This is a genomic window from Panacibacter microcysteis (genome assembly GCF_015831355.1).
Lineage (GTDB): Bacteria > Bacteroidota > Bacteroidia > Chitinophagales > Chitinophagaceae > Panacibacter > Panacibacter microcysteis.
This window is the reverse complement of sequence record NZ_JADWYR010000002.1, coordinates 786,665-811,841: the sequence shown is the minus strand read 5'-3', so window position 1 is coordinate 811,841 and position 25,177 is coordinate 786,665. Positions and strand designations below refer to the sequence as shown.

Genomic DNA, 25,177 nt, shown 5'->3' with positions numbered 1-25,177 from the left:
GACGCAACGAAGCTCAATACCTGATCTGCAGCCTGGCTCCATATTTTTATACGTTTCATTCCTCACGGGTTTTTATGCTTTAACAATTTTACTGTTTACCTGCTTCCTGTTCGCTGGTCTCAATTGGCAAGGTTTTTTATTTATTCATACAGTAAATACACATCAATGAGAACAGCAATACGGTTTCTACTGGCAGGGATAATATGTTTTTCCGGTCTTTTATATTCCAATAAATCAGCAAGTCAACAAGTTAGCGCAACGGTAAGTTTTTCAGTCTTTCATGATAACCTGCAATCATACGGCAGGTGGAGAGCCCACCCAAAATATGGTGACGTGTGGATTTACGGGCAGGCAGGTTTTACACCTTATAGTACAGATGGCCATTGGGTTTACTCGCAATATGGCTGGACGTGGGTATCTGACTACCCATGGGGCTGGGCAACTTTCCACTACGGCCGTTGGGCATATGAACCTTCTTACGGCTGGTTTTGGGTACCGGGTTCTGAATGGGCTCCGGCATGGGTAAGCTGGAGAACAGGCGGTGATTACTATGGTTGGGCGCCACTTGGTCCGGGGTTAAGCATCAATGTTGGTGTTAATTCAATTCCCGCAAACAGGTGGGTGTTTATGCCACGCAGGTATATAACAGATCCAAGACCTAACCGCTACTATGTATCAAACACAAAGAATGTAACCATCATACGAAACACCACCATTATCAACAACACAAATGTTAACAGGGTATCAAACAGGAATGTAACTTTCAACAGTGGCCCAAGGCGCGAAGATGTGGAACGCGATACAAAAGTGAAAGTGAATGTGATGAATGTAAATAACAGCTCCAGGCCGGGCAAAGTTGAAATAGACAACAGTAAAAAAACAGTGAATATCTACAAGCCTGACATTGACGAAAAAACAGTGAACAAAAAGGTCGTGCGAAATGAAAGCAATGACAACGACAAGCCTGATATTGATAATGAAAACAGGAAACCTGTTGTTAAAAAGCAACAGGAAAATAAACCACGGCCAAAGCCGCAGGTAAAACCAAAACCACAGCCAAAACCTAAACCCAAACCAGACGACAGACCAGGAAAAAGCAGGAAAGAAAAATAAACAGCAAATAATAATGCGCCGGGCTTACCGGCGCTTTTTTTATGTACTTAAATGCTTTTAATGTGCTTGTACGGGTTAATGCAATCTTATACCTTTATACAATAGCTGCTGTTATGGAAACTTATGGTAAGATATTGTTGATTGCAATGCCTCTATTCCTGGCACTTGTATTATTTGAAAAATGGTATGGCTGGTTCAAACACAATGATACCGTGCGTGGAATGGATATGATAAGCAGCCTGAGCAGCGGTATCACAAATGTTACCAAAGATGTGCTTGGCCTGGGTGTCTCGATCATTACATACGAATGGATGGTGCAACACCTGGCTGTTTTCCACATTGAATCGACCGTAGTAACTTATGTACTGGCGTTTATAGCACTGGACTTTTCCGGTTACTGGGTACACAGGCTAGATCACAGGGTAAACATATTCTGGAATGCGCATCTTATACATCACAGCAGCGAAGAGTTCAACCTTGCATGCGCCCTGCGGCAAAGCATTTCCGTGTTTGTGCGGTTATTCACTTTCTTTTTATTGCCTGCTGCTATCATTGGCGTGCCTGCAGAAGTAATTGCAGTAGTGGCGCCCATACAATTGTTTGCGCAATTCTGGTACCACACAAGACATATCCACAAAATGGGATTTCTCGAAAAGATTTTGGTCACACCTTCGCACCACCGCGTGCACCATGCATTAAACCCGGAATACCTTGATAAAAATCTTTCGCAGATATTCATTGTGTGGGATAAAATTTTCGGCACCTTCCAGCAAGAGCTGCCCGATAAGCCACCGGTTTATGGCATTACCCGCCCGGTTAAAACCTGGAACCCTGTTAAAATAAATTTTCAGCATTTGTGGTTGCTGGTTAAAGATGCATGGAGAACAAAAAGTATAAAAGATAAACTTCGTATATGGTTTATGCCTACAGGCTGGCGCCCTGCTGATGTAGCAGAAAAGTATCCCGTTTACAAGATCGAAGATGTGTACAACTTTGAAAAATATAATCCGCAACATTCTGCAGGTTTATATGCATGGTCATGGGTTCAACTGGTTGTTTTATTGCTACTCATCAGCTACCTTTTCGGCAATATTGCCATAATAAAATCCCCCGGAATTTTTGTGTATGGCGGCTTTATTTTTCTTATGGTATACGCGTTTACGGAATTAATGGATCGAAATCCCAATGCATTTTACTGGCAGCTATTGACCAACTTTTATGGCGTGGGTGCTATTATTTATTTTGGTGACTGGTTCAGCATCACAAAAACACTACACGTTAGCAACACCGTGTTCTACGCATGGTTTATTTTCTCCCAATGCGTCTATGCCTGGTTTGCATTTGCCGGGTTTTCCAAAAAACACAACAGCGTGGTACAACATTCCTGATTGTAAAATACAGGTTACTGCACAACATAATCTTGCCTGAAATGATGATTTTAGAAGGTTAGGGTACCGGCATCAGTTTGTATGGCATCGCCTGTTGTGTCACTCACTTCAGCGTTCCACTCTTATGGCGGCTTTAGCGTTCCGCTTTGTACCACTTAGTGCATATACATAACAGCAGTGTGCGACTGCAAAAAATCATATCTGTAAAGACCACCCGGTTACGATAAAAGAAAAATAATTTTTGTTAACAAATTTGCTTGTTTGAGTAAAATCATTTTCTATATATTTGCAATAGTTTTTTAAGGGTTTAGGGTTGAAAAAAGGGCCGCTGGTTCCCCACTGGCCCTCTTTTATTTTAATACCTTATACAAACTCCCGCCTTTATTGAAAATCCGCTCTATCTTTTTCTCAACATTTTTATCTCTTTCTAATACCGGTGCGTGGTGTGGCTTTATACGCGCATCAATAATCAACGAACCATTGCAGCCCCAGTGCTTAAAAATAGTCGTGGTGCCTACGCCATAAATGTCATGAGAAGGGTTGCACCTGGTAAATGCTACCCACAAAAAATTGTTGAGCGTAGCAGCTGTAAACAACGCGTCATCGCATACAACAATAATGGGCACATGATGAAGTAATGCAACGTCAGCAGACAATAGCTGATCTATTTCACCTGTCTCCATTTGTGCATGTTCATAACTTGTAAATGCAGGCAACTGAATACAGGCAACACCTGGCAAAGCCATTGCCGCAGACGTCCACAACCTGTTGGGCGCAAGAATAGCAGGCAGATCTTTTGCCGGCTGGCGTATCTCATCACCATATGCTGCAAATACAACTTTGCTGCCTTTGTTTAAACCCGTTCCCGAGTAGTCAAGTGTATCAATGGATGTATTGGTATAAAAATGAACGTCTCTTGTAAGATCAATTCTTCTTAACAAGTAATCGAAAAAATCGGGGATATTACTCGCAGATAAGTGTTTGCTCTCGTCTGCTGTAATAAACAAAAATTTCGCAAGGCTCAATTGGCCGGTTCCCAACACATGATTGGCTATCGTTAATATCTCGGAAGGTTGTTTCGCCGGCATATAAGGTGTGTAGCGTTCGCTGCCAATTGCCAGTAATAACGGGTGAACACCGGCAGCATCAACAGCATGCACTTCTTTCAAACCAGGAATTTCATTGGGTATAGCATCTCCTGTCAAATCGTGAATCAGCTCTCCGAAAGCTGTGTCTTCCTGTGGAGGTCTGCCTACAACAGTAAAAGGCCAGATAGCATTTTCTTTTGCGTATACCTTTTTCACTTTCATTAACGGAAAAAGGTGTTGAAGGCTATAATACCCCAGGTGGTCACCAAAAGGGCCTTCCGGTTTGTTCTCTCCGGGGTATACCTCTCCCGTAATAACAAAATCTGCATCAGCACTAATGCAGTAACCATCCCTGTAAAAATACCTGAATCTCCTGCCACCGAGTACCCCGGCGAAAGTCATTTCACTGATGCCCTCCGGCAAGGGCATTACCGCTGAAAGTGTATGTGCCGGAGGGCCTCCAACGAATACGCTAACCTTTAAGGGCTGCCCTTTTTTATTGGCTTTTGTCTGGTGTACACCAATACCCCTGTGCAACTGGTAATGCAACCCGATCTCTTCATTTAACTTATAATCGTTACCCGAAAGCTGGATACGATACATACCAAGATTAGCCTGCATTATGCCAGGCTTTTCAATATCTTCTGTATAAACCTGGGGCAGCGTTACAAATGCCCCACCGTCGTTTGGCCAGTGTTGAATAAGTGGCAAATCGCTAATGGCGATTTGTTTATGTAAGATTGGTTTTGCCACAGGATTTTTCAGTGGCAGCGCTTTGAGGCCTGCGAGTGCCGTGCGAACATTGCTAAGAGGTTTCTTCAATGCTTCCGCCGGGTTATTGCGCAGTTTGATCAAAGCCTGCACGAGTTCAATGTTTCCCCGAAAAATAAACCTGCTTCTTTCCAGTGTTCCAAAAATGTTGGATGCGGCCCTGTACTTCGTACCTTTTATATTTTCGAAAAGCAACGCGGGGCCCTTGGCTTCATGAACCCTCAGGTGTATAGCCGCCATTTCAAGAAAAGGATCTGTTTCTTCTTTTATTCTTACAAGCTGATTGTTTTTTTCAAGATCAACCAGGCATTCCTCCAGTGTGGTGTAGCGCATATTCTTTAAACAATTATAGCTTGTATAAGTTTGAAAGCTGAGCCGCTTTATAACTTAGGCGGACAACTTGACTGCCTGCGCAATCTTTTGGCTTCTGCATGATTACCTCCTCCGTTGCCTCCGAAAGTGATGTAAAGTTTCAGTAAGATAGTGTAGTAAACATCTTTCCGATCGGGATTACCTCTTTGAATGTTGCTGTTAAAAGTGAGTGGGTTTGCAGTTTCGTCACTTCTGAAAGACATTTTCGCAGAAAGCGGGCCCCGGGCTGTTCTTAGAAGACCGGTATCCACGTATCTTCTGCTGCTTACATCGTCCAGGTAGTCTGTAAACAATTTTCTAAAAGTGATTTCTCCCCCAATCATTATTCTGTCCGTCACCGCAAATTTCAGCCCCCCTCCAAAGGGAATGGCCAATTGTGTGAGGCTATAGATTTTCCTGTCAGGGAACTGTGATAATCCCTGGCCTTCTGTGCCCAGCGGCTGCAGATAAACTTTCTGCCCCTGGTAATAAGTGTAGGGGTTATAATGGTATACAGCTATGCCCGCATGCATGTATGGTGTTAGCCGTGCGTTTCCCGGTACATCTCTCAGGTTAGCGTGCAATACCAGGCTGCCCTCAGTAAGTCCTGAATAAAAACTCAGGTTGCGCCTTGTAGATTCTACTTTGGTCTTTGCGTCTGTGGCGGCCAGCTTTCCTGCAGAGAACGTACCCTCGAGTGCAAACGCACCTGAAATTTTATAGTACAATCCACCACCAAAAAAGCTGTTGGCCTGCTGAAGCGTGAACAACTGTGACTGCAAATCGCCACCATAATTGACCGCGCCACCATCCAGGTGAACAAAAAGCCGCTGACATTTGGCGTGAAATGTTTGGGCAAGTAACGGGAAAATAATACAGATGCGTACTACGCTTTTGTACATATTGCAATTTGATGCGCAAATGTATGTGATATGTTAGCGGAAAATACAGCAGCCATACAATGAAGCAAACATGTTAATATCGCCTGCACAAGCCGGTTATAAAATCTCCATTATTGGTATGCATGCAGCGAAGGCCGGTATTTTGCAGCGGGTTTGCACCATGCCGCATTACATTCTGCAGTACAAGTGAGTGACACAACCAAAGCCGGGCAAAGCGTTGCAGCCGGCCACCAAAACACAACTAACACGGCCATTTTTACAGGTAGAAAAGTTATTGGCACAGTGTGCATAAAAGAATGTAAAAAAGGCGTGCTTTTTAAGGTGTTTCCCTTTCAAAAAGTTAGATTTGCAAGCCCGTAAAAAAAGGGTTAAATCAGGAGAATTTTCAGTAGTATGGAAGAAAATCTATTGCCCGAACAGACCAACGATAACGATCGCATTATCCAGGTAAATATTGAGGAACAAATGAAGACTGCCTACATTGATTACTCAATGTCGGTAATTGTTGGACGTGCCTTACCCGATGTAAGAGATGGTTTTAAACCGGTACACCGAAGGGTATTGTATGGAATGAATGAACTGGGAAACAACAGCAATAAGCCTTATAAGAAAGCAGCCCGTGTAGTGGGAGAGGTGATGGGTAAGTATCACCCGCATGGTGACAGCGCCATTTACGATACACTCGTGCGTATGGGGCAGGATTGGGTGATGCGTCATGTGCTCGTAGACAAACAGGGAAACTTTGGTACGCAGGACGGTGACCCGCCAGCGGCCATGCGTTATACAGAAGTACGGCTCGACAAATTTGCCGAGGCTATGCTCGAAGACATTGAAAAGGAAACCGTTGACTTTCAACTGAACTTTGATGATTCTTTGAAAGAACCGATCGTTTTACCTACCAGGATACCCCAGTTGCTTGTAAACGGCAGCAGCGGTATTGCCGTGGGTATGGCGACCAATATGATGCCGCATAACCTTGGCGAATCTGTAGACGGTTGTGTTGCATACATTGAAAACAAAGAGATTACTGCCGAAGAACTTACCAAATATGTAAAAGCTCCTGACTTTCCTACCGGAGGTGTTATTTACGGCATGGATGGTGTGAAGCAAGGATTATTGACCGGTCGCGGAAGGGTTGTGCTGCGAGGTAAATGCCATACCGAAACAAAAGCCAGTGGCAGGGAGCAGATCATTATTACAGCGGTGCCGTACCAGGTAAACAGGGATTCACTTACCGACAGGATAGGCCAGCTTGTAAATGAAAAAGTGCTGGAAGGTGTGGCCTACGTAAACAACGAAAGCACGAACCGTGAAGGAACAAGAATTGTTGTAGATCTGAAAAGAGATGCCATTGCCAATGTGGTGATCAACCAGCTTTTCAAATACACTGAACTGCAGACCAGTTATGGCATTAACAATGTGGCTCTTGTAAAAGGACGACCAAAGATTCTGAATATACGGGATCTGATCAGCGAGTTTGTGGAGTTCAGGATGGAGGTTGTTACCCGGCGTGCACAGTATGACCTGCGTAAGGCGCGTGAAAGGGCACATATCCTGCAGGGTTACCTGATAGCATTAGATCATCTTGATGAAGTCATCCGTTTGATAAGGAGTTCTTCAACACCAGACATTGCGAAAGACAACCTGATCAATGCTGGCTGGGGACTGGATGAGATACAGGCAAAAGCAATCCTCGAATTAAGATTACAGCGCCTGACCGGAATGGAACGTGACAAGATCAAAGAAGAATTTGAGGGATTAATGAAACTTATTGCCAGCCTGGAGGAATTACTTGGTAGCGAAACACTGCGCTACGAGTTGATCAAAAAAGAATTGCTGGAAATAAAAGAAAAGTTTGGCAGCGAACGAAAAACAGCAATTCAGTACCTCGCAGATGAGATGCGTATTGAAGATCTTATTGAGGAAGAAGATGTTGTAATAACTATCTCACATTTAGGTTACATCAAAAGAACCTCTGCTACCGAATATCGCCAACAGCGCAGGGGCGGTCGTGGAGCCATCGGAAGCAAGACAAGACAGGAAGATTTTGTAGAACATCTTTTTGTAGGATCTACCCACGACACGTTAATGTTTTTTACACAAAAAGGCCGTTGTTACTGGCTGAAGGTTTACGAAATTCCGGAAGGTGAAAAGCAGGGTAAGGGAAGAGCCATTCAAAACCTGATTCAGATTCCACCGGATGACAAGGTGAAAGCCATTATCAATGTTAAAAATTTCGAAGACAAAGCATACAACGAAAGCCATTACATTATTCTTTGCACCAGGAAAGGCATAATTAAGAAAACCTACCTGGAAGATTTCAGCCGCCCCAGAGCAAATGGTGTGAATGCCATCACCATTAATGAAGGAGATGAGTTGATTGAGGCAAGGCTTACGGACGGTAATTCCGAGATCATGATGGCCGTAAAAAGCGGCAGGGCGATACGTTTTCCTGAGAGCAAGGTAAGACCTACGGGCCGTGGTGCAATAGGTGTTGGAGGTATAGAAGTGGATGACGAAAAAGATGAGGTAATTGGCATGATATGTGCCAATAAAGGCGAAACTGAAAAAACGGTTCTTGTTGTAAGCGAAAAAGGTTTTGGTAAACGCACTTCTGTAGATGAATACCGCATTACCAATCGCGGCGGTAAGGGGGTAAAAACGATTAACATCACAGAGAAAACCGGTACCTTAGTAGGCATCCTCGACGTAAGCGAGAAAGAAGATCTGATCATTACCTGTAAGTCGGGCATTACTTTAAGAACGCCCATTTCTAATATTAAAGAGGCGGGCAGGGCTACACAAGGTGTTATTCTTATAAGGATTGATAATGGCGACGCAATAGCTGCTGTTTCTAAAATTGAAGAACAGGAGATCATTGAAAAGCCAGAGGAAACAACAGGTGAACCGGAACAAAATACCAATGATGAACCCAACGAATCAACTGACGATCAATCAGAAACAACAAACAATTCATAATAAAATACACATCATGAAAAAAGTGTTTTTATCCCTGTTGCTTGCCGGATCTTTTTTTTGGGCAGGAGCGCAATATAATAACGTTACCCTGTATTACAGTACCGGTAAAATGGAAGAGGCTAAGAAAGAAGTTGACAAATTAGCTACCGAAGAAAAAACAAAAGATAAGCCCGAAACATATATCTGGAAACTAAACGTATATGGAGAGTTGTATGCTGACAGCTCACTGAGCCCCAAATATCCTGAAGCCGGCACAGAAGCTTTTACAGCACTGAATAAATACACAGAAAAAGAGCCCGATCTCAAAAAGTTGAAAGAAGAAGGCATGCGCGCAGTAAGCCTTTTATATGGCAATGCTTTCAACAGGGGCCGCGAAGCATTTACGGCAAAAGACTGGGGCAAGGCTTACGACAACTTTGCATTTTGCCAGCAGGTAAGCGAGTTTGTTGGTAAAAATAACCTGTCTACCAGCGGAAAATATACCATTGATACAACCGTGGTATTGTACACTGCTTATTCTGCACAAAACGCCGGCAAAACTGAAGAAGCCGTTAAGCGCTACAAAGCTCTGGCCGACTGGAAAGTAAACGACAAAGATTTTGTAGACATCTACAAGTTTATACTCGATTACGACAGCAAGCAAAAAGACGAAGCCAGCTTTAAAAAATACCTTGCACTTGCAAAAGAATTATACCCGGCAGACCAGGCCGTTTGGAGCCAGTTTGAAATGAACTACATGACCAGCAATACAGGGCTGGATGAGATCATCAGCAAGTATAAAACTGAAGATGCCGGTGGTAAACTTACCGAAGATGGTTACATTACCTATGCAGAGTCTTTTGCAATGCCTGATAAAGCACAGGCTGACAAGCTCGATAGTACCCAGCAATCTCAGTTGAAACTTACTGCTGCAGATGCATTTGCCAAGGCATATAACCTCAATAACAAAAATGGTTTGTATGCATTTAATGCCGGCGTATTGTATTATAACATCTTTACCACACTCGATGACCGTTATTTTGCCAACACCGGTGAATCTGCCGCGCTGAAAGCAAAACGCGCTGAAATCCTGAAAGAACAGCAGGATGTTGCGGGCAAGTCAATTGACTGGTTGGAAAAATCTTACAACACGCTGAAAGCAAAAGAGCCACGTGAAAAAAATGAAAGCAACAGTTTGAACAGGGCTGTGACCATGCTTGCCAACCTGTACATGTGGAAGAGAGACAAAACCAAAGGAACAAACGATACAAAAGCATACGATGCTTTTGATGCCAAGTTCCAGTTGTTTGACGGTGAGGTAGGAAAATATAAGTAAACATATTGATTGGATATTATCTAAAAAGCCCCGGAATTTCCGGGGCTTTTTTGTGTTTAACTTTCTCCAAAAATCTATTCCCCCGAAAGCCGCCACTTACAGAGGGATTTTTGAAATGCTTACTATGTCTGAAGAAAAGAAGGCAGAATTAAGAATAAAATGTATGGAAATTGCCTGCAGTATACAGACAATTTTGATGCGTTGAAAAGATTAACAGAGGAATTTTTAAGATTGATTATCCGTCTTAACTAAACAGTTTTGGCAAATACAATATCTTATATTGCAAACAAAACCAACTTGTATATACTAAAGAAATTAGTTTTCCGTTAATATTGTGAATAATTACGTTGTTTATTAGTATTATTGCATTATTAAAGATCGTGGCAAACGTAACTACACATATCAAGCACAAAAAGGCAGCAAAAAAATCAGTAATGCCAAGACGATCTAAGTCTTCTATTAAGAAGAGGAAAGAAGTTAGCATGAATGACTTCAAAGCTGTTTTCTTCGCAAAGTATGGCGAATTGATGTCTCAATTGAGCCATGAGTAAGATTATTCTATCTATCTCTTTCGGCGAATTTATACAATTATTGAAGATGGCGCAGGAATATCATGCTGAAAAAGATGAGCCTATTCCTGAAATTTCACAAGAACATATACCAAAAATTGAGAGTTGTTTAAATACACCTTTTGGCGTTTGTTTTGGGGAAGAACTTTATAGAGGCTTTATTAATAAAGCCTCTATGTTATTTTATTTGATAATAGCTAATCATGCTTTAGGCAATGGAAACAAGCGAATGGCTATTTTTACCTTACAATACTTCTGTGTTAAGAATGGGTATTTCTTAGATTGCCCACCAAAAATACTCCGAAAAATGGCTAAGGAAATCGCTCAACCACACATTTTTGAGAATAAGCTTAATGACATTAAGAAGATGATCAGAAGGTATATGGTTAAAGCTAAATTGTAAAGCATAAAGCATAGCTATACAATCCTCACTACAATCTCCACAGGCTATTTACCGCAGGGCGGGCTTTCTTTTTCGCAGTGACCATGCATGTTTAACATAATATAAATTATAGGAAAAAAATGGTACCAGCTTTTGGCATTCCAATGGAGCATCGTTGCGTCGCAATCCGTTCATCTGCAGTACTGATGGCATCTTTTGAACGATGCACATACAAACATCTTTATAATGAATTACTTTGCGGCTGAATGATGCGGTTTACAAATATCGGCGTTGCACAGTTCAGGAATTACCTGGCAGAAAAATTTGTTTTCACAGAGCGTATCGTGGCTATCTGTGGTAACAATGGTACAGGCAAAACCAACCTGCTGGATGCAGTATATTATCTCTGCTTTACCAAAAGCTATTTTTCAAAACCTGACGCGCAGAGCGTTTACCAACAACTCCGGGGTTTCAGGATTGAAGGCGAAATAAATTCCGACAATGCTGTACATGAAGCCGTCTGTATTTTGCGCGAAACCAACCGTAAAGAATTTTTGCTTGACGAAGCGCCTTACAAGAAGTTCTCCCAGCACATCGGGAAATTTCCCTGCGTTTTTATAGCGCCTGACGATGTAGAGATCATCACGGGCGGCAGTGAACTGCGCAGAAATTTCATTGATACCATTATTGCCCAGGCAGACCAGGCTTACCTGCTACACCTGATCGATTACAAAAAACTGCTGGAAGAACGCAATGCACTACTGAAAGCCGCTGCCGAAAAAAACTATCTCGATGAAACATTACTTAACATAATAGATACGCAACTACAAAAGTCCGGCAGCAATATCTTTCAATACCGGCATTCTTTTCTTGGCTCATTTATACCCGAAGTACAACGCGCTTATCAATATATTGCGAACTCAGATGATTCATTATCAATTAAATATGACAGTCAATTAATAAATAATTCTTTTGGTAAATTGTTGGAAGAAAACCGCCAGCGGGATCTTTACCTGCAAAGGACCAGTGCCGGCGTACACAAAGATGACCTCGAAATAGCCATGAGCGGACAACCCTTTAAAACGATGGCTTCCCAGGGACAGCGCAAAAGTTTGCTGTTTGCATTGAAGCTGGCCGAATTTGAAATACTGAAACAAAAAAAAGGCTTCGCTCCCCTATTATTATTGGATGATATTTTCGAAAAGCTTGATAATCAAAGGATGAACAACCTGTTAGCTAAAGTTTGTATTGAGGAAAATGGCCAGGTTTTTATTACCGATACACACCGCGACAGGTTGGAAACTGCTTTGAATAATGTGGGAGTTGCTTACCAGTTGATTGGGCTGTAAATAACTTCTTTCTCCAACAATACCCGCAACAACACCGGGTAACCGGAACGCTACAGTCGCCATAAAAACAGAACGTACAAGTGAGTGACACAACCGGCGATGCCATGAAAAACAAAAGCCTGCCCCAAAAAACGACAAAACCACTTCTTTCGAAGTGGTTTGTCCCTTGAACGAGTGAGCAACTAACAACAACTATTTCTGTGCAGCTTTCTGCATTGGATTTAAACCTTGTGACTGGCCACGCGCAGCCTGTTTCATTTTAAACAGGTTAAAATTATTTACCGTTTCAATTTTTGGCCAGCTATTATTCGTAAGATTGATATCTGCCGTTTCTTTCATCGGGTCTAACTGCACAGATACCACTTCTTTATCTTTCATAAACACTTTCGAAACGTGATTTTCATCTTTGCGCCAGATTTGTACTGCAATGCGTTCGGTTTCTTTTGTTCCGTCTGCAAAGGTCCATTCTACGATGATCGGCATTACCAGGCCGCCTTTATTGGAAAATGAGACTTCGTACAGGTATTTACCTGCATATTTTTGTTTGGTAGCGTTGTCAATCTCTTCTATTTCAACAGGTTTACCCTGGAATTTATAAGTGGAATCGTATGGCTCCATACCCCGGTCGTAGCGCCAGTAAAAGTCGCGCAAAGTAGTATCGGTATCAGAAAGAAAGTGGATCGCTTTGTCTTCCCTGTTTCTTACTTTGGAAATATCGTCAAACACTGGTACGGCAGGTTTGTCGAGTGGTTTTTCTCCCGGTGTCCGCAATTTAACCTGCCCGTTAAGGTCGGCTTTGAATGCTTTTACACTGTCGATGGAAATATCGCAGGCGTCTATACTGTAAAACCAGCCTCTCCAGAACCAGTCAAGATCTTCTGCACTCGCATCTTCCATAGTGCGGAAAAGGTCAGCAGGTGTCGGATGTTTGAAGGCCCAGCGCTGAGCATATGTTTTAAATGCATAATCAAACAGTTCGCGGCCCATGATCGTTTCGCGGAGGATGTTTAACCCTGTAGCAGGTTTAGAGTATGCGTTTGGCCCAAACTGGATGATGTTTTCGCTGTTGGTCATGATCGGTTCCAGCTGATCTTTTGGCATTTTCATGTAATCAACAATTGTATGGGCCGGCCCGCGACGCGATGGAAACTTGTTGTCGTACAATTCTTCTGTCAGGTATTCGCAGAAAGTGTTGAGGCCTTCATCCATCCATGTCCACTGGCGCTCATCGCTGTTTACGATCATCGGGAAGAAATTGTGCCCTACTTCGTGGATGATTACGCCGATCATGCCGTTTTTGGTGGCTTCACTATAGGTGCCATCTTTCTCTGTACGGCCGTAATTAAAACAAATCATCGGGTATTCCATACCATTGCTGGCCTCTATGCTTTGGGCAACGGGGTAAGGATATGGAATAGTAAATTTTGAGTAAGACTTAATGGTATGTGCCACCATTTTGGTGGAGTACTTGCTGTAAAGGCCATAAGCTTCCTTACCATAAAAGCTCATACACATTACTTTTTTGCCTTCCACAAAGGCGGGCATTGCATCCCATAAAAATTTGCGGCTCGATGTCCATGCAAAGTCACGCACCATATCAGCTTTGAATATCCATGTTTTTGTAGCTGTACTTTTTTTGCTTTCTGCTGCTTTTGCCTCATCAAGCGTTACAATCTGTAAAGGTTCTTTGGCGGTTTGGGCTTTCTGCCAGCGGCTCATTTGTGTGGCAGATAAAACCTGTGCATAATTCTGGCACTCGCCGGTGGAGCCCACCATATGGTCTGCAGGAACAGTCATCTGCACCTTAAAGTTGCCAAAGGTTAAAGCAAATTCGCCGCTGCCCGCAAACTGGTGATTCTGCCAGCCCTGGAAATCGCTGTACACGCAAAGACGGGGATACCACTGTGTCATGGTAAATAGGTAGTTGCCATCTTCCGGGAAGAACTCGTACCCGCCACGGCCATTGTATTTAAAGCGGTCAGAAATATTGTAGCTCCAGTCAACATTAAATATAAATTGCTGGCCGGGTTTTAACGGCGCAGGCAACTCTACACGCATCATGGTTTTGTTTACGGTGTATTTTAATGATTTGCCGCTAGCATCTGTAATTTTTGCAATCTTATCACCGTAGCCGTTGTCTGTTTTGTTTTCTTCCATTCTTTCCAGCAACGTAAGACTTACATTCTGCTGCATGGAACTGCTGTTCTGGTAGCCGGAATTGTTTACACTGCTGTGCTGGTTTTCGTCGAGCTGAAGCCACAGGTAGGTAAGCACATCCGGTGAGTTGTTGAAGTAAGTAACTTTTTCGCTGCCGGTCAGCTTCAGGTTCTTCTCATCGAGCGAGCAGGTAATATCGTAATCGCAACGTTGCTGCCAGTACTTTGGCCCCGGTGCGCCGCTCGCCGTACGATATTCGTTGGGTGTGGGAAGAATGGTTCCCAGTTGTTCAAACTTATTGCCATGATTTGAACCGGGATTGTTCTGAATGTTCTGGGCCATTGCCGTTTGTACAACCAGCAGGGCTACCGTGCAAAACATTAGTTTTCTCATCATCATGTGTTGACTGTTTATTTTTTATGTTACAAGCATTCGTTCTTCGTGGCATCGACTGTTGTGTCACTCACTTCAGGGTTCCGTTTTTATGGCGACTGTAGCGTTGCGGTTTACCAGATATCCCGGGGCCGGGCATTTGCCTGGATATTTGCAAAGCCCTGAACGGTTTTTGCATCCTGCATCGCTGATCACCTGTGGTTCAACAGTACAAGTGTGCGACGCAACAGGCGATGCCAAATGTACTGCAGCCGGGCTCAAAACAATTATGGTATTCGTTGCAGCGCCATTTCTAAAGCCAACGCTGCTATACCGCCACTTACAAACAATAAATAATACTTCCTGTTTACGCTTAGCATGTTTACCAGCAAAAAAGAAAAGAGCAATATGCAGGTTACAATTAAAAGCTGCCCTACTTCGAGCCCAAGGTTAAATGCCAGCAACTGTACTACAATGCTTTGATCTTTACCTAACATACTTTTTAGCAATGTGCTGAAACCAAGGCCATGAATTAAACCAAAGAACAACGCGAAAAAATAAATAACCGGGTATTTGCCTGTAAAACTGAAATCTTTTACAAAGCAATTGCTGCATGCTGTTATAACGATTGTTACCGCAATAAAGAACTCTGTAATGGCCTGCGGCACTTCAATAATATTCAACGCGCTAAGTGCAAGTGTTATTGAATGCCCAATGGTAAATGCCGTAACCAGGATGAGCAGTTTCTTCCAGTCGCTGATTACATAACGTAAACAAAGTGCTGCTATAAATAAAATGTGATCAATGCCATTGAGGTCGGTTATATGCTCAATGCCCATCGGGAAAAACATGCTGAAATCACTCATGTGCGTCGGCCAAAGCTGCAAATATAGTCGTTTAAAGAACTGATATATTGCGGGTTTTAACGAAAAATAAAATAAAGCATTCAATTTAAAACGCACTTTTGTGCTGGTAAAAAAATCTTGTTGAATGGCAACTATTTTACATCAGTGGCTTTTGATTGCATATACTGCAATGATTCATCCTTTTTATGTATCAATGACCGATATCAACTACAATGACAAAAACAAATCGCTTGAAATAAGTGTAAGAATTTTTACAGATGACTTTGAGCAAACACTGCGCAAAAGCCACCAGGATAAGATAGACATATTGTACCCGGCCAACCAGGAACTGATGAATAAATATGTAAGCGCTTACATACAGCAACACCTACAGTTGAAAGTAAATGACAAACCGGTGCAACTGAATTTCGTAGGTTATGAGCAACAAAGTGAAAGTATCTGGTCTTACTTTGAAGTACAACAGGTAGCGCAGGTTAATAAGCTTGCTATTATGAATGACCTGTTGCATGAGTACAATAACAACCAGATAAACATGATGCACGTGAAAGTAAAAGAAGCAGAAAAAAGCAACAAACTGAATTATCCTGAAAACATTGCCGTGTTTACATTTTAGTAGCAGCTAGAGGTCTTCTTCCAGTTCTTTCTTTAGTTTGTCTGAGAGTGTAACGAGTAGTTTATCTATACGGTGGTTATCCATGTCTATGATCTCGAAAGTAAAACCGCGCCAGTCAAACTTGTCTCCGGTTACAGGTATACGCTCCAGGTTATCGAGTATAAACCCTGCCAGTGTATCAAATTCCTGGTCGCTGTCTTCCATCCAGTCAGTTTTCTCAAAATATGAGAGAAAGTTATAGTAAGATATCTGCGCATCAATCAGGTAAGAACCATCATCCCGCCTGATGATCTCATATTCTTCATCATTTGGTTCAGAAATATCTCCCACGATTGCCTGCAATATATCATTCAATGTAATGATGCCCTGCAATGTGCCATATTCATCTACTATAAAAGCATAATGCCTCTTGGATTCTTTAAACTTTTCCAGCAACTGGTATGCAGAGTTGTTTTCGGGCACATAAAAGGCCGCATGCATAATATCTTTCAGCAATGTTTCAGGTGCAGACCTGAATATATCCTTCAATGAAACAACGCCTTTAACGGCGTCGATCGTTCCGTCACACACCGGGTAAACAGAGTGTACCATATCGTCAGACAATTCTTTGATGGCGCCCACACTGCTGTTAACATCCAGCCACACAATGTCGCTGCGATGCGTCATCAAAGAAGTAATGTTCCTGTCGCCCAGGTGAAAAACACGTTCGATGATCTGCTGTTCCGCTTCATCAATCGTACCCTGCTCCGTACCTTCACTTATAATAGCTTTTATCTCTTCTTCAGTAACCTGGTTATCGTTTCCTTTTATACCAAACAGTTTGATGAGAAAGTGGCTTGATTTGGTAAGCAACCATATAAAAGGATAAGTGATTTTGGATAATACACTCATTGGCCCGGCCAGTGCTTTGGCGATACCTTCAGGATTGCTAAGCCCGATTCTTTTGGGCACCAGTTCTCCAATAACAAGCGAAAGATAAGTAATGATGATTACTACGATCGCTGTTGCAGCACCGCTGCTGTATGGCGCAATGGCCGGATATTTCTGTAAGAATACAACAATATCATCTTTGATATTCTCGCCGGAGAATATACCGGTCAAAATACCAATCAGTGTAATGCCTATCTGTACTGTTGAAAGAAATGTATCAGGATGGTTTGCGAGTTTTAATGCTTCCCGTGCCCTTGAATCTCCTTTATTCGCCTGTCCTTCAAGCCTTGCTTTTCTTGCCGAGACCAGGGCTATTTCAGCCATTGAAAAGACCCCGTTAAGAATAACAAGACCAAGTATTATAAGTATTTCTGTCATAATCGAAGTGGCAAAACTAATGAAAAGAAGGCATTCTAAATTTTTGAGTAGTGTTGAATCTTTCATTCCATCACCTGCTATGGCTTATCCCCCATCCGTGTTTCGCACACCTGCAAGACATAGCAATAATCGGGCAACAGCGGTTGAACGATGTAACAACTACATACTACTGCCAAGAATTATTAACACGTTCCCGCTCATTTTGTACATATCTTATTGCTTCTTTACCTGTGTTCTTCTAAGTTCGAGCAGGTTAAGTGCATTTGCAGGAAAGCCCACTACTTCTTTGTTTACAAGATGAATAACCTCATCATAAAACAACGGCACAACAGGTGCATCATCTATTACCAACTGGTCCATTTTCCTGTACAATGCATACCTGAGTGAGTCATTGGTTTCCTGCAAAGCCTCTTCGTACAATGCATCAAAAAATGGATTGTTGTAGCGTGTATAATTGGGCGGAGCCGGGTTTTTGCTGTAAAACATAGTCATGTAATTTTCCGCATCCGGGTAATCGGCAATCCAGCTTGCCCTGAAAAAAGGCGCCTGCTCTTTCGCCGTTTGCTGCAGCAATAAACTTTTTTGTATTACCTCCACCTGTATAACCAAACCAATATCGGCCGCTTGTTTTGCTACGAAACTTGCTATATCTGCATAAACAGGAATTGTAAGCAGTTTTATTACCGGCGCGTTTTTCCTGTCAATGCCCGCCTGCCTTAACAACTGCGCCGCCCTTGCAGGGTCATATTGATACCCGGTTATTGTTGCGGTGTTATTCGATGGTAATCCTTTTGGTACTATACCCGCAGTAGCTGCAGTACCTATAGAGTTACGCATGTACATCATCAGTTGCTGCCTGTTGATGCAATAATTAATGGCCTGTCTCACAGCTTTTGTTTTCAGGGGCGAATTTTTCACCAGTGCATTTTGCGTATCTACCAGTATGCCGAAATATTCAGTATTCAGGTAAGCATGTTTATCCAGCAGTATTTTATCTTTCCATTCGTTGCGCAGTGTGCCTTTTTTGGTAAGCACTTCGTCTTTAAAAGAAGGGTCAATGTCATTGATAAAGCTGAGCCGCTTTTGCCTGAATTCCAGAAATTCGGTGGCTTTGTTATCATAGAAACTGATCTTCACAGCATCGAGGTAAGGAAGCTGTTTGCCTGTTTCATCTTTCTCCCAGTATTGTTTGTTCTTCTCCAGCACCATAGCCTGTCCTTCATCCCAGTATTTAAGCCTGAAAGGCCCGCTGCCACATGGATGGCTGCGAAAATCATTACCATATTTTTCTACAGCTTCTCTCGCAACAACGCTGCAATACTGCATGGTAAGAATACCAAGTATTGGTTGAAACGGCCTCAATAGTGTTAGCTGAAAAGTGGAATCGTTTATTGCGGTAAAACCATTTACCGCATCAACACGGTTATTAAATATCCATGCGCCACTGCTGGCAGTTTTTGTATCCACTATTCTTTGCAGGCTATATACCACATCGTTTGCAGTAAGCAGTCTGCCTTTCCCGCCTTCAAAAACATTGTCATCATTAAAGTATACATCCTTTCGCAGGTGAAAAGTATAGATAAGCCTGTCAGCACTTATCTCCCATGTTTTTGCCAGGGAGGGTGCAATGTTCAGGTCAGCGTCCATTTCTACAATGGTATTGTATAACTGGTGTGTTACCCACATAATGCTTTGGTTGCGGGCAAACGCAGGATCCAGCGTGGCCACGCCGGTTGTTTCGTTGTAATAAAAAACCTGTTGGTCATTTTGCTGTTTACGGGCGCATGACAAGAGTATACATAATAGAAAAAATACATGTATGAGCCGGGCTGTTGAATAAAGATTGAACACCTGTTGCGTCGCACTCTTCAGCGGCAACAATGCTATTGGGCAACGGGCGCAGTTTTGCTGCGGTTGCGTATAGCCCTGTTGCTGGTTTAAATCCATTGTTCCATTCATAAATTTTAGAACTGAGACAGCATCGAATATCCTATTTTTATCGCATGAAGAAAATACTTGTTTTACTGTTGTGTACGGCTTCATCTGCAGGTTTTGTAAAGGCACAGCTCGGCGAAAAAAAAGCGACCTTTACACACCAGGATACACTGCGTGGTTCACTTAATGCTGAAAGAACATGGTGGAACGTGCTGCATTATGACATTTCTGTAAAGCCCGATTACAGCACCAAAACTATAACAGGTAAAACAGGTATCAAATATAAGGTTACACAAAGCAGCTACCCCGCCTTTATGCAGATAGACCTGCAGGAGCCATTGGTAATAGACAGTGTTTTATTTGGCAACAGCAACCGGCCGCTGCAGTTTACAAAAGATGGTAATGCATGGCATGTAAATGTGCCCAAGCAGCCGGCAAACGCGGTGAACGATGTAACTGTTTACTATCATGGCAAACCAAGAGAAGCAGTAAGACCACCATGGGATGGCGGCTGGATATGGAAAAAAGATTCGCTCGGCAGGCCATGGATGAGTGTAGCCTGCCAGGGTCTTGGCGCCAGTGTTTGGTACCCTTGCAAAGATCACCAGAGTGACGAACCCGATAGCGGTGCAACATTGACCATGATTGTACCAGATACATTGATTGGTGTAGGAAACGGAAGGTTAAAGAATAAATCTTCCAATGGCGGCCTGGCCACCTATACATGGGAGGTTGTCAATCCCATTAATAACTACAACATCATTCCTTACATTGGTAAATACGAAAACTGGACAGATACTTTTATGGGCGAAAAAGGTAAACTTGACCTTAGTTACTGGGTGTTGGATTATGAAATACCGAAAGCGAAAAAGCAGTTTGAACAGGTGAAGCTGATGCTGCGGGCTTTTGAGTATTGGATGGGCCCCTACCCTTTTTACGAAGATGGTTACAAACTGGTACAATCACCACACCTGGGCATGGAACACCAGAGTGCGGTGGCATATGGCAATAAATTTTTAAACGGCTACCTGGGAAGAGACCTGTCTGGAACCGGTTGGGGATTGAAGTGGGATTTTATTATTGTGCACGAAAGTGGTCACGAGTGGTTTGCCAATAATATCACGTCCAATGATATTGCAGATATGTGGGTTCATGAAGGTTTTACCAATTACAGCGAGACACTTTTTACAGATTATTATTACGGCGCAAAAGCCGGTAATGAATACAATGCCGGCACAAGAAAAGGTATACAAAATGACATAAATATCATTGGCCCTTACGGTGTGAATAAAGAAGGCAGCGGAGATATGTATCCCAAAGCAGGTAATATGTTACAGGCTATCAGGCATAGTATTGACAATGATGGGCAATGGCGGCAAATATTAAGAGGTTTAAACAAGACGTTTTATCACCAGACGGTGGATACAAAACAGGTGGAAGAATATATCAGCAAAACATCGGGTATAGATTTTAGTAAAGTGTTTGACCAGTACCTGCGCACCACACAAATTCCGCAACTGGATTATTATTATACCAATGACGGCAAGACTTTTTGCTATAAATGGTCTGATTGTGTTCCTGGATTTAATTTGCAACTTGCGTTGAATAATGGCAACGGTAATATAAGATTGAAACCCACAACGAAGTGGCAAAAACTGTCTGTAAGCGCCGCTGATAAAGCGTTGCTGGATGGTAATTTTATTACAAGTCTGTATTACGTAACGGTTAAAGAACAGGCGCAGATTAAATAAGGATAGCTGTTTTACGCTTCCATCTACGCGCCTGGCCAATATAGCTTCCACAGTACAAGAGTGCGACGTAACAGGCGTTAAATGCATGTGCAAAAGCCGGGCTCAAAAAATTCCTATACATATTTTCGGTTAATTTGCCGATATAAGCAACTACATGTCAGGTATAAGAAAACAGGCGATCATTTCGAGCATTGTAATATATATAGGTGTTGCCGTTGGCGTTTTAAATACTTATCTTTTTGTAACCAAGGGAACTTTTTCTCAGGATCAGTATGCGCTTACGCGGTTGTTCAATGACATTGGTCAGAATTTTTACATCATTGCCAGTCTCGGTATTATACCGATTGTTTACAAATTTTATCCGTACTATAAAGACAACCTGCCGGAAAAAGAAATTGATCTTTTAAGCAGGGCTTTTGTGTACGCGGCTATTGGATTTTTACTTGTTGCGATTGGTGCCTATTTTTTTGAACCGGTGATCGTTCAAAAATTTGGTACCAAATCGAAACTGCTGGTTGATTACTATTTATACATCATTCCTTATTTTTTTGGCTACCTGCTTTTTTCTCTGCTTGAAGGTTATGCATGGGCATTGCAAAAAACGATATTGCCGCATTTTTTAAAAGAGACAGGTATGCGGTTGTACATTTTATTGCTGGCCTGTTTATACCTTTTTGAGTGGATCGATTTTAAACGGTTTATGCAACTGTTTTCCCTGGCTTATGTAATAATGGCCGTTGTGCTGCTTATTTACCTGGTACGGACAGGAAGGTTCAAATTTCACTTTAAGGCAAGCCGCGTAACGAAGAAGTTTAAGAAAAAGATGCTGGCCATGCAGATTTTTATCTTTGGCGGTATTGTTGTTTCAACCATCGGTCAAACGATAGATGGATTGATGATTGCCAGTATAAGAGGCCTGGAAGATGCGGCGGTGTACCTGCTGGCGTTGTATACATCCAGTCTTATGCAAATACCTGTAAGAAGTATACAGGCTATTGCCACCGGTGTACTGGTGCGTTTATGGAAAGACAAAAACCTGGCAGAGATTAAAAGAATTTACTACCGTTCTTCGATCAACCTGCTGTTGATTGCTCTTTTCATATTTGGCAATGTCTGGCTGAATATAGCTGATGCACTGGATGTGTTTAATGTGCAGGAAGCATATAAAGCCGGCATACCGCTGGTGTTTATATTCGGTATTATCCGGGTGATTGACGCCGGCACAGGATTAAATGCGCAGGTAATCGGTTCTTCTACCTATTGGCGTTTCGAATTTTTGAGCGGTGTGGTTATGCTGGCGCTCAGGATCCCGCTTGTATACGTGTTTGTAAAGGAATTCGGGATAATCGGCTCTGTGTATGGTGATTTCATTTCTTTGACTGTGTACAATTTTATAAGATTTGAGTTTTTAAGGAGAAAGTTTGGCTTTCAACCCTTTAGCAATAAAACTGTCATCGCAATTGTATTAGCGTTGGTAGCTTATGCAGTAAGTTTCTGGCTGTTTCGCCAGTTTCATGGGTTTGTATTCCTGCTGTTGCGAAGTGCTGTATTTTCAGGCATCATGATCGGCGGAATTTTTCTTTTTAACCTGACACCTGACGCCCTGCAGATAATGGAAACGGTGAAAAAAAGATTGAAGCTTAATGTTTAAAGTACAATAAAACATTGCAATTGTTCTGAGAGCCGAATTCTTGCTAATTTTAATCCTTTAACAATTTTTTCTTTTTATTCGAAAAATACTACTTTTACTTTATTATCCGCATCCTTTGATTTATCAGTACCTTATATTTTGAAACCAGCATAAAAGTTTTTACGTAAATTAAAAGAACATTCTAAATCAAACCCGATGAGAAAAAAAACACTCCTTTTTGGTGGCGGTTCACTTCTGATGATTGCAGCTACTGTATTTGTATCCTGTAACAAAAACGAATTAAAACCTACTCAAGCTTCGACTTCAGCTTCCAATACTGATTTTGCGATTAAAAAGACGATTGGTCTGCAAGACCTCGCAGCGGCTGAAGAGTCTGAACAGCTTGCTTATGCATTAAATCCTTCTTTAGCTGTAAGTGCCGCTGTAAATAATGGCTCCTGCCCTCCTGTAGTAACCTACGACAATCCGGAAGGTGTTTATCCCAGAACAGTAATAACTGATTGGGGTACCGGTTGTACTTATGTTGCTTCAGGTATAACCAGGAGCGGAAAGGTGATTCGTACATATTATGGCGATATGATGGATACTACATCTCAAAGCTATTTTATCGAAACATATGATAATTACTACGTAAAAAGTGCTAAGCAGGGTTACGATAGTGTAAAATTTGAGGGTAGCTTACGCGTAAGACATGAAAGCAAAACGCAGGACCCACAAACAGCTTACAGACAAACTTCTTTGAACAGAAAGCTTACAGAAATCAACGGTGACTATATAATTTACAATGGCGCTAAAAGATTTGTTAAGCGAGAAGATGACGGATTCTATCCTAATATTCGCGTTCAGGGATGGTTTAAAGTTACAGGAGTAGAAACCGGTGACGTGTTAAGCGGCGGTGTTTCTTATCAATTCAGAGACTCAATAGATGTAGCTAACCCTATTATTTATAAGCGTTGTGATTTTGTTGTTGCAGGAAACAGGATCATTAATTTTACAAACCAACCTACCTGGACTGTAGATTACGGTACCGTGGTAAGAGATTGTGATAATCTAGCCGACCTCACTATAGATGGAGTTACCACAACAGTAACTTTACCGATAAATCTTTGGTAACAAATTATTGTAACAAAAAAAGGATGGCAAATGCCATCCTTTTTTTTATGCCCATCCTTTAGCATTTCCTTAAGTAAGTACCAGTCCTGATTTCCGTATTTACGGTTAATCAATTTTATCTTTATAGGGCTTTGTTAATTAACTTGACCGTATTGATAAAATTTTACTACTTGCGCAAATGATTACAGGAATGAAAAAAAATTACACAGGTATGCTTAATAGCAGTCTTTTATTAAGTTGTCTGCTGATTTTTTCATGTGCAGAACACAAAGGGCAATCCATGGATTTATCTACAGCAAAAATGAAAACAAGCGTACACTACGACACTGCAACTTTTGGCACCGGTTGTTTTTGGTGTACAGAGGCCATTTTCGAACGGTTGAATGGTGTGGTGAAAGTTACCAGCGGGTACAGTGGCGGTAGCGTACTCAACCCAACGTATGAGGAGGTATGCACCGGTACTACCGGCCATGCAGAATGCTGCCAGGTTGTGTATTCGCCGGATGTAATTTCTTTCGATGAATTGCTGGAGGTATTCTGGAAAACACATGACCCTACTACATTGAATCGCCAGGGAAATGATGTTGGCACACAATACCGAAGCGTAGTTTTTTACCATACGCCTGATCAAAAAGAAAAGGCAGCTTATTATAAAAATGAACTCGACTCCAGCGGCGCGTTTAAAGATCCGATTGTAACGGCAATAGAACCATACAAGAATTTTTACTCTGCAGAAGCCTATCACCAGGAATATTATAACTCCAATCCATCCCAGATGTATTGCCGGTTTGTGATTATGCCCAAGGTGGAAAAGTTTGAGAAAGTCTTTAAAGATAAACTGAAGACAAACGCACTGTCTCAAAAGTAAGAAGTATGATCTATGCAGTTTTGCTTTTTACAGCACTGCGTGAAAAGGCATCGTTGATCATATATGTTGTACAGTACAAGTGAGTGACACAACCGGTGCTGAAAAGCGGACAGAAAGCCGGCTATATAATTAAACCATTGATTGTGTAGCCGGCTTTTTCATGCACACTAATACCTGGCGTTTGAGTGACCGGCTCTGTTTTACCAATATTGAACATTGCATGTAATTTTTGATTCAGAAGCCTCATGCAATTGCATAAATATGAAATGTTTTACAGCATCGGGTACAATCTTAGTTGCACCAAATGCTTTATTTATTTATTGTATCAGCAGTAGT

Annotated in this window: 17 protein-coding genes; 11 read left to right on the top strand and 6 right to left on the bottom strand. The window is 42.1% G+C overall.

Annotated features, from left to right (window positions below; genetic code table 11):
* Positions 1-165 precede the first annotated feature (165 nt).
* Complete coding sequence (locus I5907_RS15225) at positions 166-1,113, top strand: DUF6600 domain-containing protein (protein ID WP_196991666.1); 948 nt, start codon at positions 166-168, stop codon at positions 1,111-1,113.
* A gap of 113 nt (positions 1,114-1,226) precedes the next feature.
* A complete protein-coding gene (locus I5907_RS15220; protein ID WP_196991665.1) occupies positions 1,227-2,501 on the top strand; it encodes a sterol desaturase family protein in 1,275 nt (424 codons plus the stop codon).
* A gap of 350 nt (positions 2,502-2,851) precedes the next feature.
* Here I5907_RS15220 and I5907_RS15215 read toward each other — a convergent pair whose 3' ends face one another.
* Positions 2,852-4,693: a UbiD family decarboxylase gene (locus I5907_RS15215; protein WP_196991664.1), complete on the bottom strand. Its 1,842-nt coding sequence runs from the start codon at positions 4,691-4,693 to the stop codon at positions 2,852-2,854.
* Positions 4,694-4,740: 47 nt separating this feature from the next.
* Positions 4,741-5,613 carry a DUF6089 family protein gene (locus I5907_RS15210; RefSeq protein ID WP_196991663.1) on the bottom strand — a complete coding sequence of 291 codons (873 nt, stop codon included), beginning with the start codon at positions 5,611-5,613 and terminating at the stop codon, positions 4,741-4,743.
* Positions 5,614-6,006: 393 nt separating this feature from the next.
* On the opposite strand from I5907_RS15210, the gene gyrA reads away from it, so the two are divergent.
* From gyrA to recF, 4 genes are all read left to right on the top strand, one after another.
* Positions 6,007-8,592: a DNA gyrase subunit A gene (gyrA, locus tag I5907_RS15205; protein ID WP_196991662.1), complete on the top strand. Its 2,586-nt coding sequence runs from the start codon at positions 6,007-6,009 to the stop codon at positions 8,590-8,592.
* Positions 8,593-8,605: 13 nt separating this feature from the next.
* Complete coding sequence (locus I5907_RS15200) at positions 8,606-9,907, top strand: hypothetical protein (RefSeq protein WP_196991661.1); 1,302 nt, start codon at positions 8,606-8,608, stop codon at positions 9,905-9,907.
* Between the two features lie 543 nt (positions 9,908-10,450).
* Positions 10,451-10,879 carry a Fic family protein gene (locus I5907_RS15195; protein ID WP_196991660.1) on the top strand — a complete coding sequence of 143 codons (429 nt, stop codon included), beginning with the start codon at positions 10,451-10,453 and terminating at the stop codon, positions 10,877-10,879.
* 245 nt (positions 10,880-11,124) lie between these two features.
* A complete protein-coding gene (recF, locus tag I5907_RS15190) occupies positions 11,125-12,207 on the top strand; it encodes a DNA replication/repair protein RecF (RefSeq protein ID WP_196991659.1) in 1,083 nt (360 codons plus the stop codon).
* Between the two features lie 192 nt (positions 12,208-12,399).
* Here the strand turns inward: recF and I5907_RS15185 are convergent, their stop codons facing one another.
* Both I5907_RS15185 and I5907_RS15180 read right to left on the bottom strand, forming a co-directional pair.
* Positions 12,400-14,763 carry a M1 family metallopeptidase gene (locus I5907_RS15185; RefSeq protein ID WP_196991658.1) on the bottom strand — a complete coding sequence of 788 codons (2,364 nt, stop codon included), beginning with the start codon at positions 14,761-14,763 and terminating at the stop codon, positions 12,400-12,402.
* 260 nt (positions 14,764-15,023) lie between these two features.
* Positions 15,024-15,602: a HupE/UreJ family protein gene (locus I5907_RS15180; protein ID WP_231402128.1), complete on the bottom strand. Its 579-nt coding sequence runs from the start codon at positions 15,600-15,602 to the stop codon at positions 15,024-15,026.
* 124 nt (positions 15,603-15,726) lie between these two features.
* Between I5907_RS15180 and I5907_RS15175 the strand changes: the two genes are divergently transcribed.
* Positions 15,727-16,215, top strand: coding sequence for a DUF6702 family protein (locus I5907_RS15175; protein WP_196991657.1), 489 nt, complete (start codon positions 15,727-15,729; stop codon positions 16,213-16,215).
* A gap of 6 nt (positions 16,216-16,221) precedes the next feature.
* Here I5907_RS15175 and I5907_RS15170 read toward each other — a convergent pair whose 3' ends face one another.
* On the bottom strand, positions 16,222-17,523 hold the full coding sequence (locus tag I5907_RS15170) for a hemolysin family protein (RefSeq protein ID WP_196991656.1): 1,302 nt from the start codon (positions 17,521-17,523) through the stop codon (positions 16,222-16,224).
* Positions 17,524-17,736: 213 nt separating this feature from the next.
* Complete coding sequence (locus I5907_RS15165; RefSeq protein WP_231402127.1) at positions 17,737-19,482, bottom strand: ABC transporter substrate-binding protein; 1,746 nt, start codon at positions 19,480-19,482, stop codon at positions 17,737-17,739.
* 44 nt (positions 19,483-19,526) lie between these two features.
* Between I5907_RS15165 and I5907_RS15160 the strand changes: the two genes are divergently transcribed.
* The 4 genes from I5907_RS15160 to msrA all read left to right on the top strand — a co-directional run bounded on the left by I5907_RS15160 (position 19,527) and on the right by msrA (position 24,841).
* A complete protein-coding gene (locus tag I5907_RS15160) occupies positions 19,527-21,209 on the top strand; it encodes a M1 family metallopeptidase (protein ID WP_196991655.1) in 1,683 nt (560 codons plus the stop codon).
* A gap of 154 nt (positions 21,210-21,363) precedes the next feature.
* A complete protein-coding gene (locus tag I5907_RS15155) occupies positions 21,364-22,860 on the top strand; it encodes a lipopolysaccharide biosynthesis protein (protein WP_196991654.1) in 1,497 nt (498 codons plus the stop codon).
* 195 nt (positions 22,861-23,055) lie between these two features.
* Positions 23,056-23,973 (top strand): hypothetical protein, encoded by a 918-nt coding sequence (locus I5907_RS15150; RefSeq protein ID WP_196991653.1) that lies wholly within the window; start codon positions 23,056-23,058, stop codon positions 23,971-23,973.
* A gap of 280 nt (positions 23,974-24,253) precedes the next feature.
* Positions 24,254-24,841, top strand: a complete 588-nt coding sequence (msrA, locus tag I5907_RS15145) for a peptide-methionine (S)-S-oxide reductase MsrA (protein ID WP_231402126.1) — start codon at positions 24,254-24,256, stop codon at positions 24,839-24,841.
* Positions 24,842-25,177: the final 336 nt, after the last annotated feature.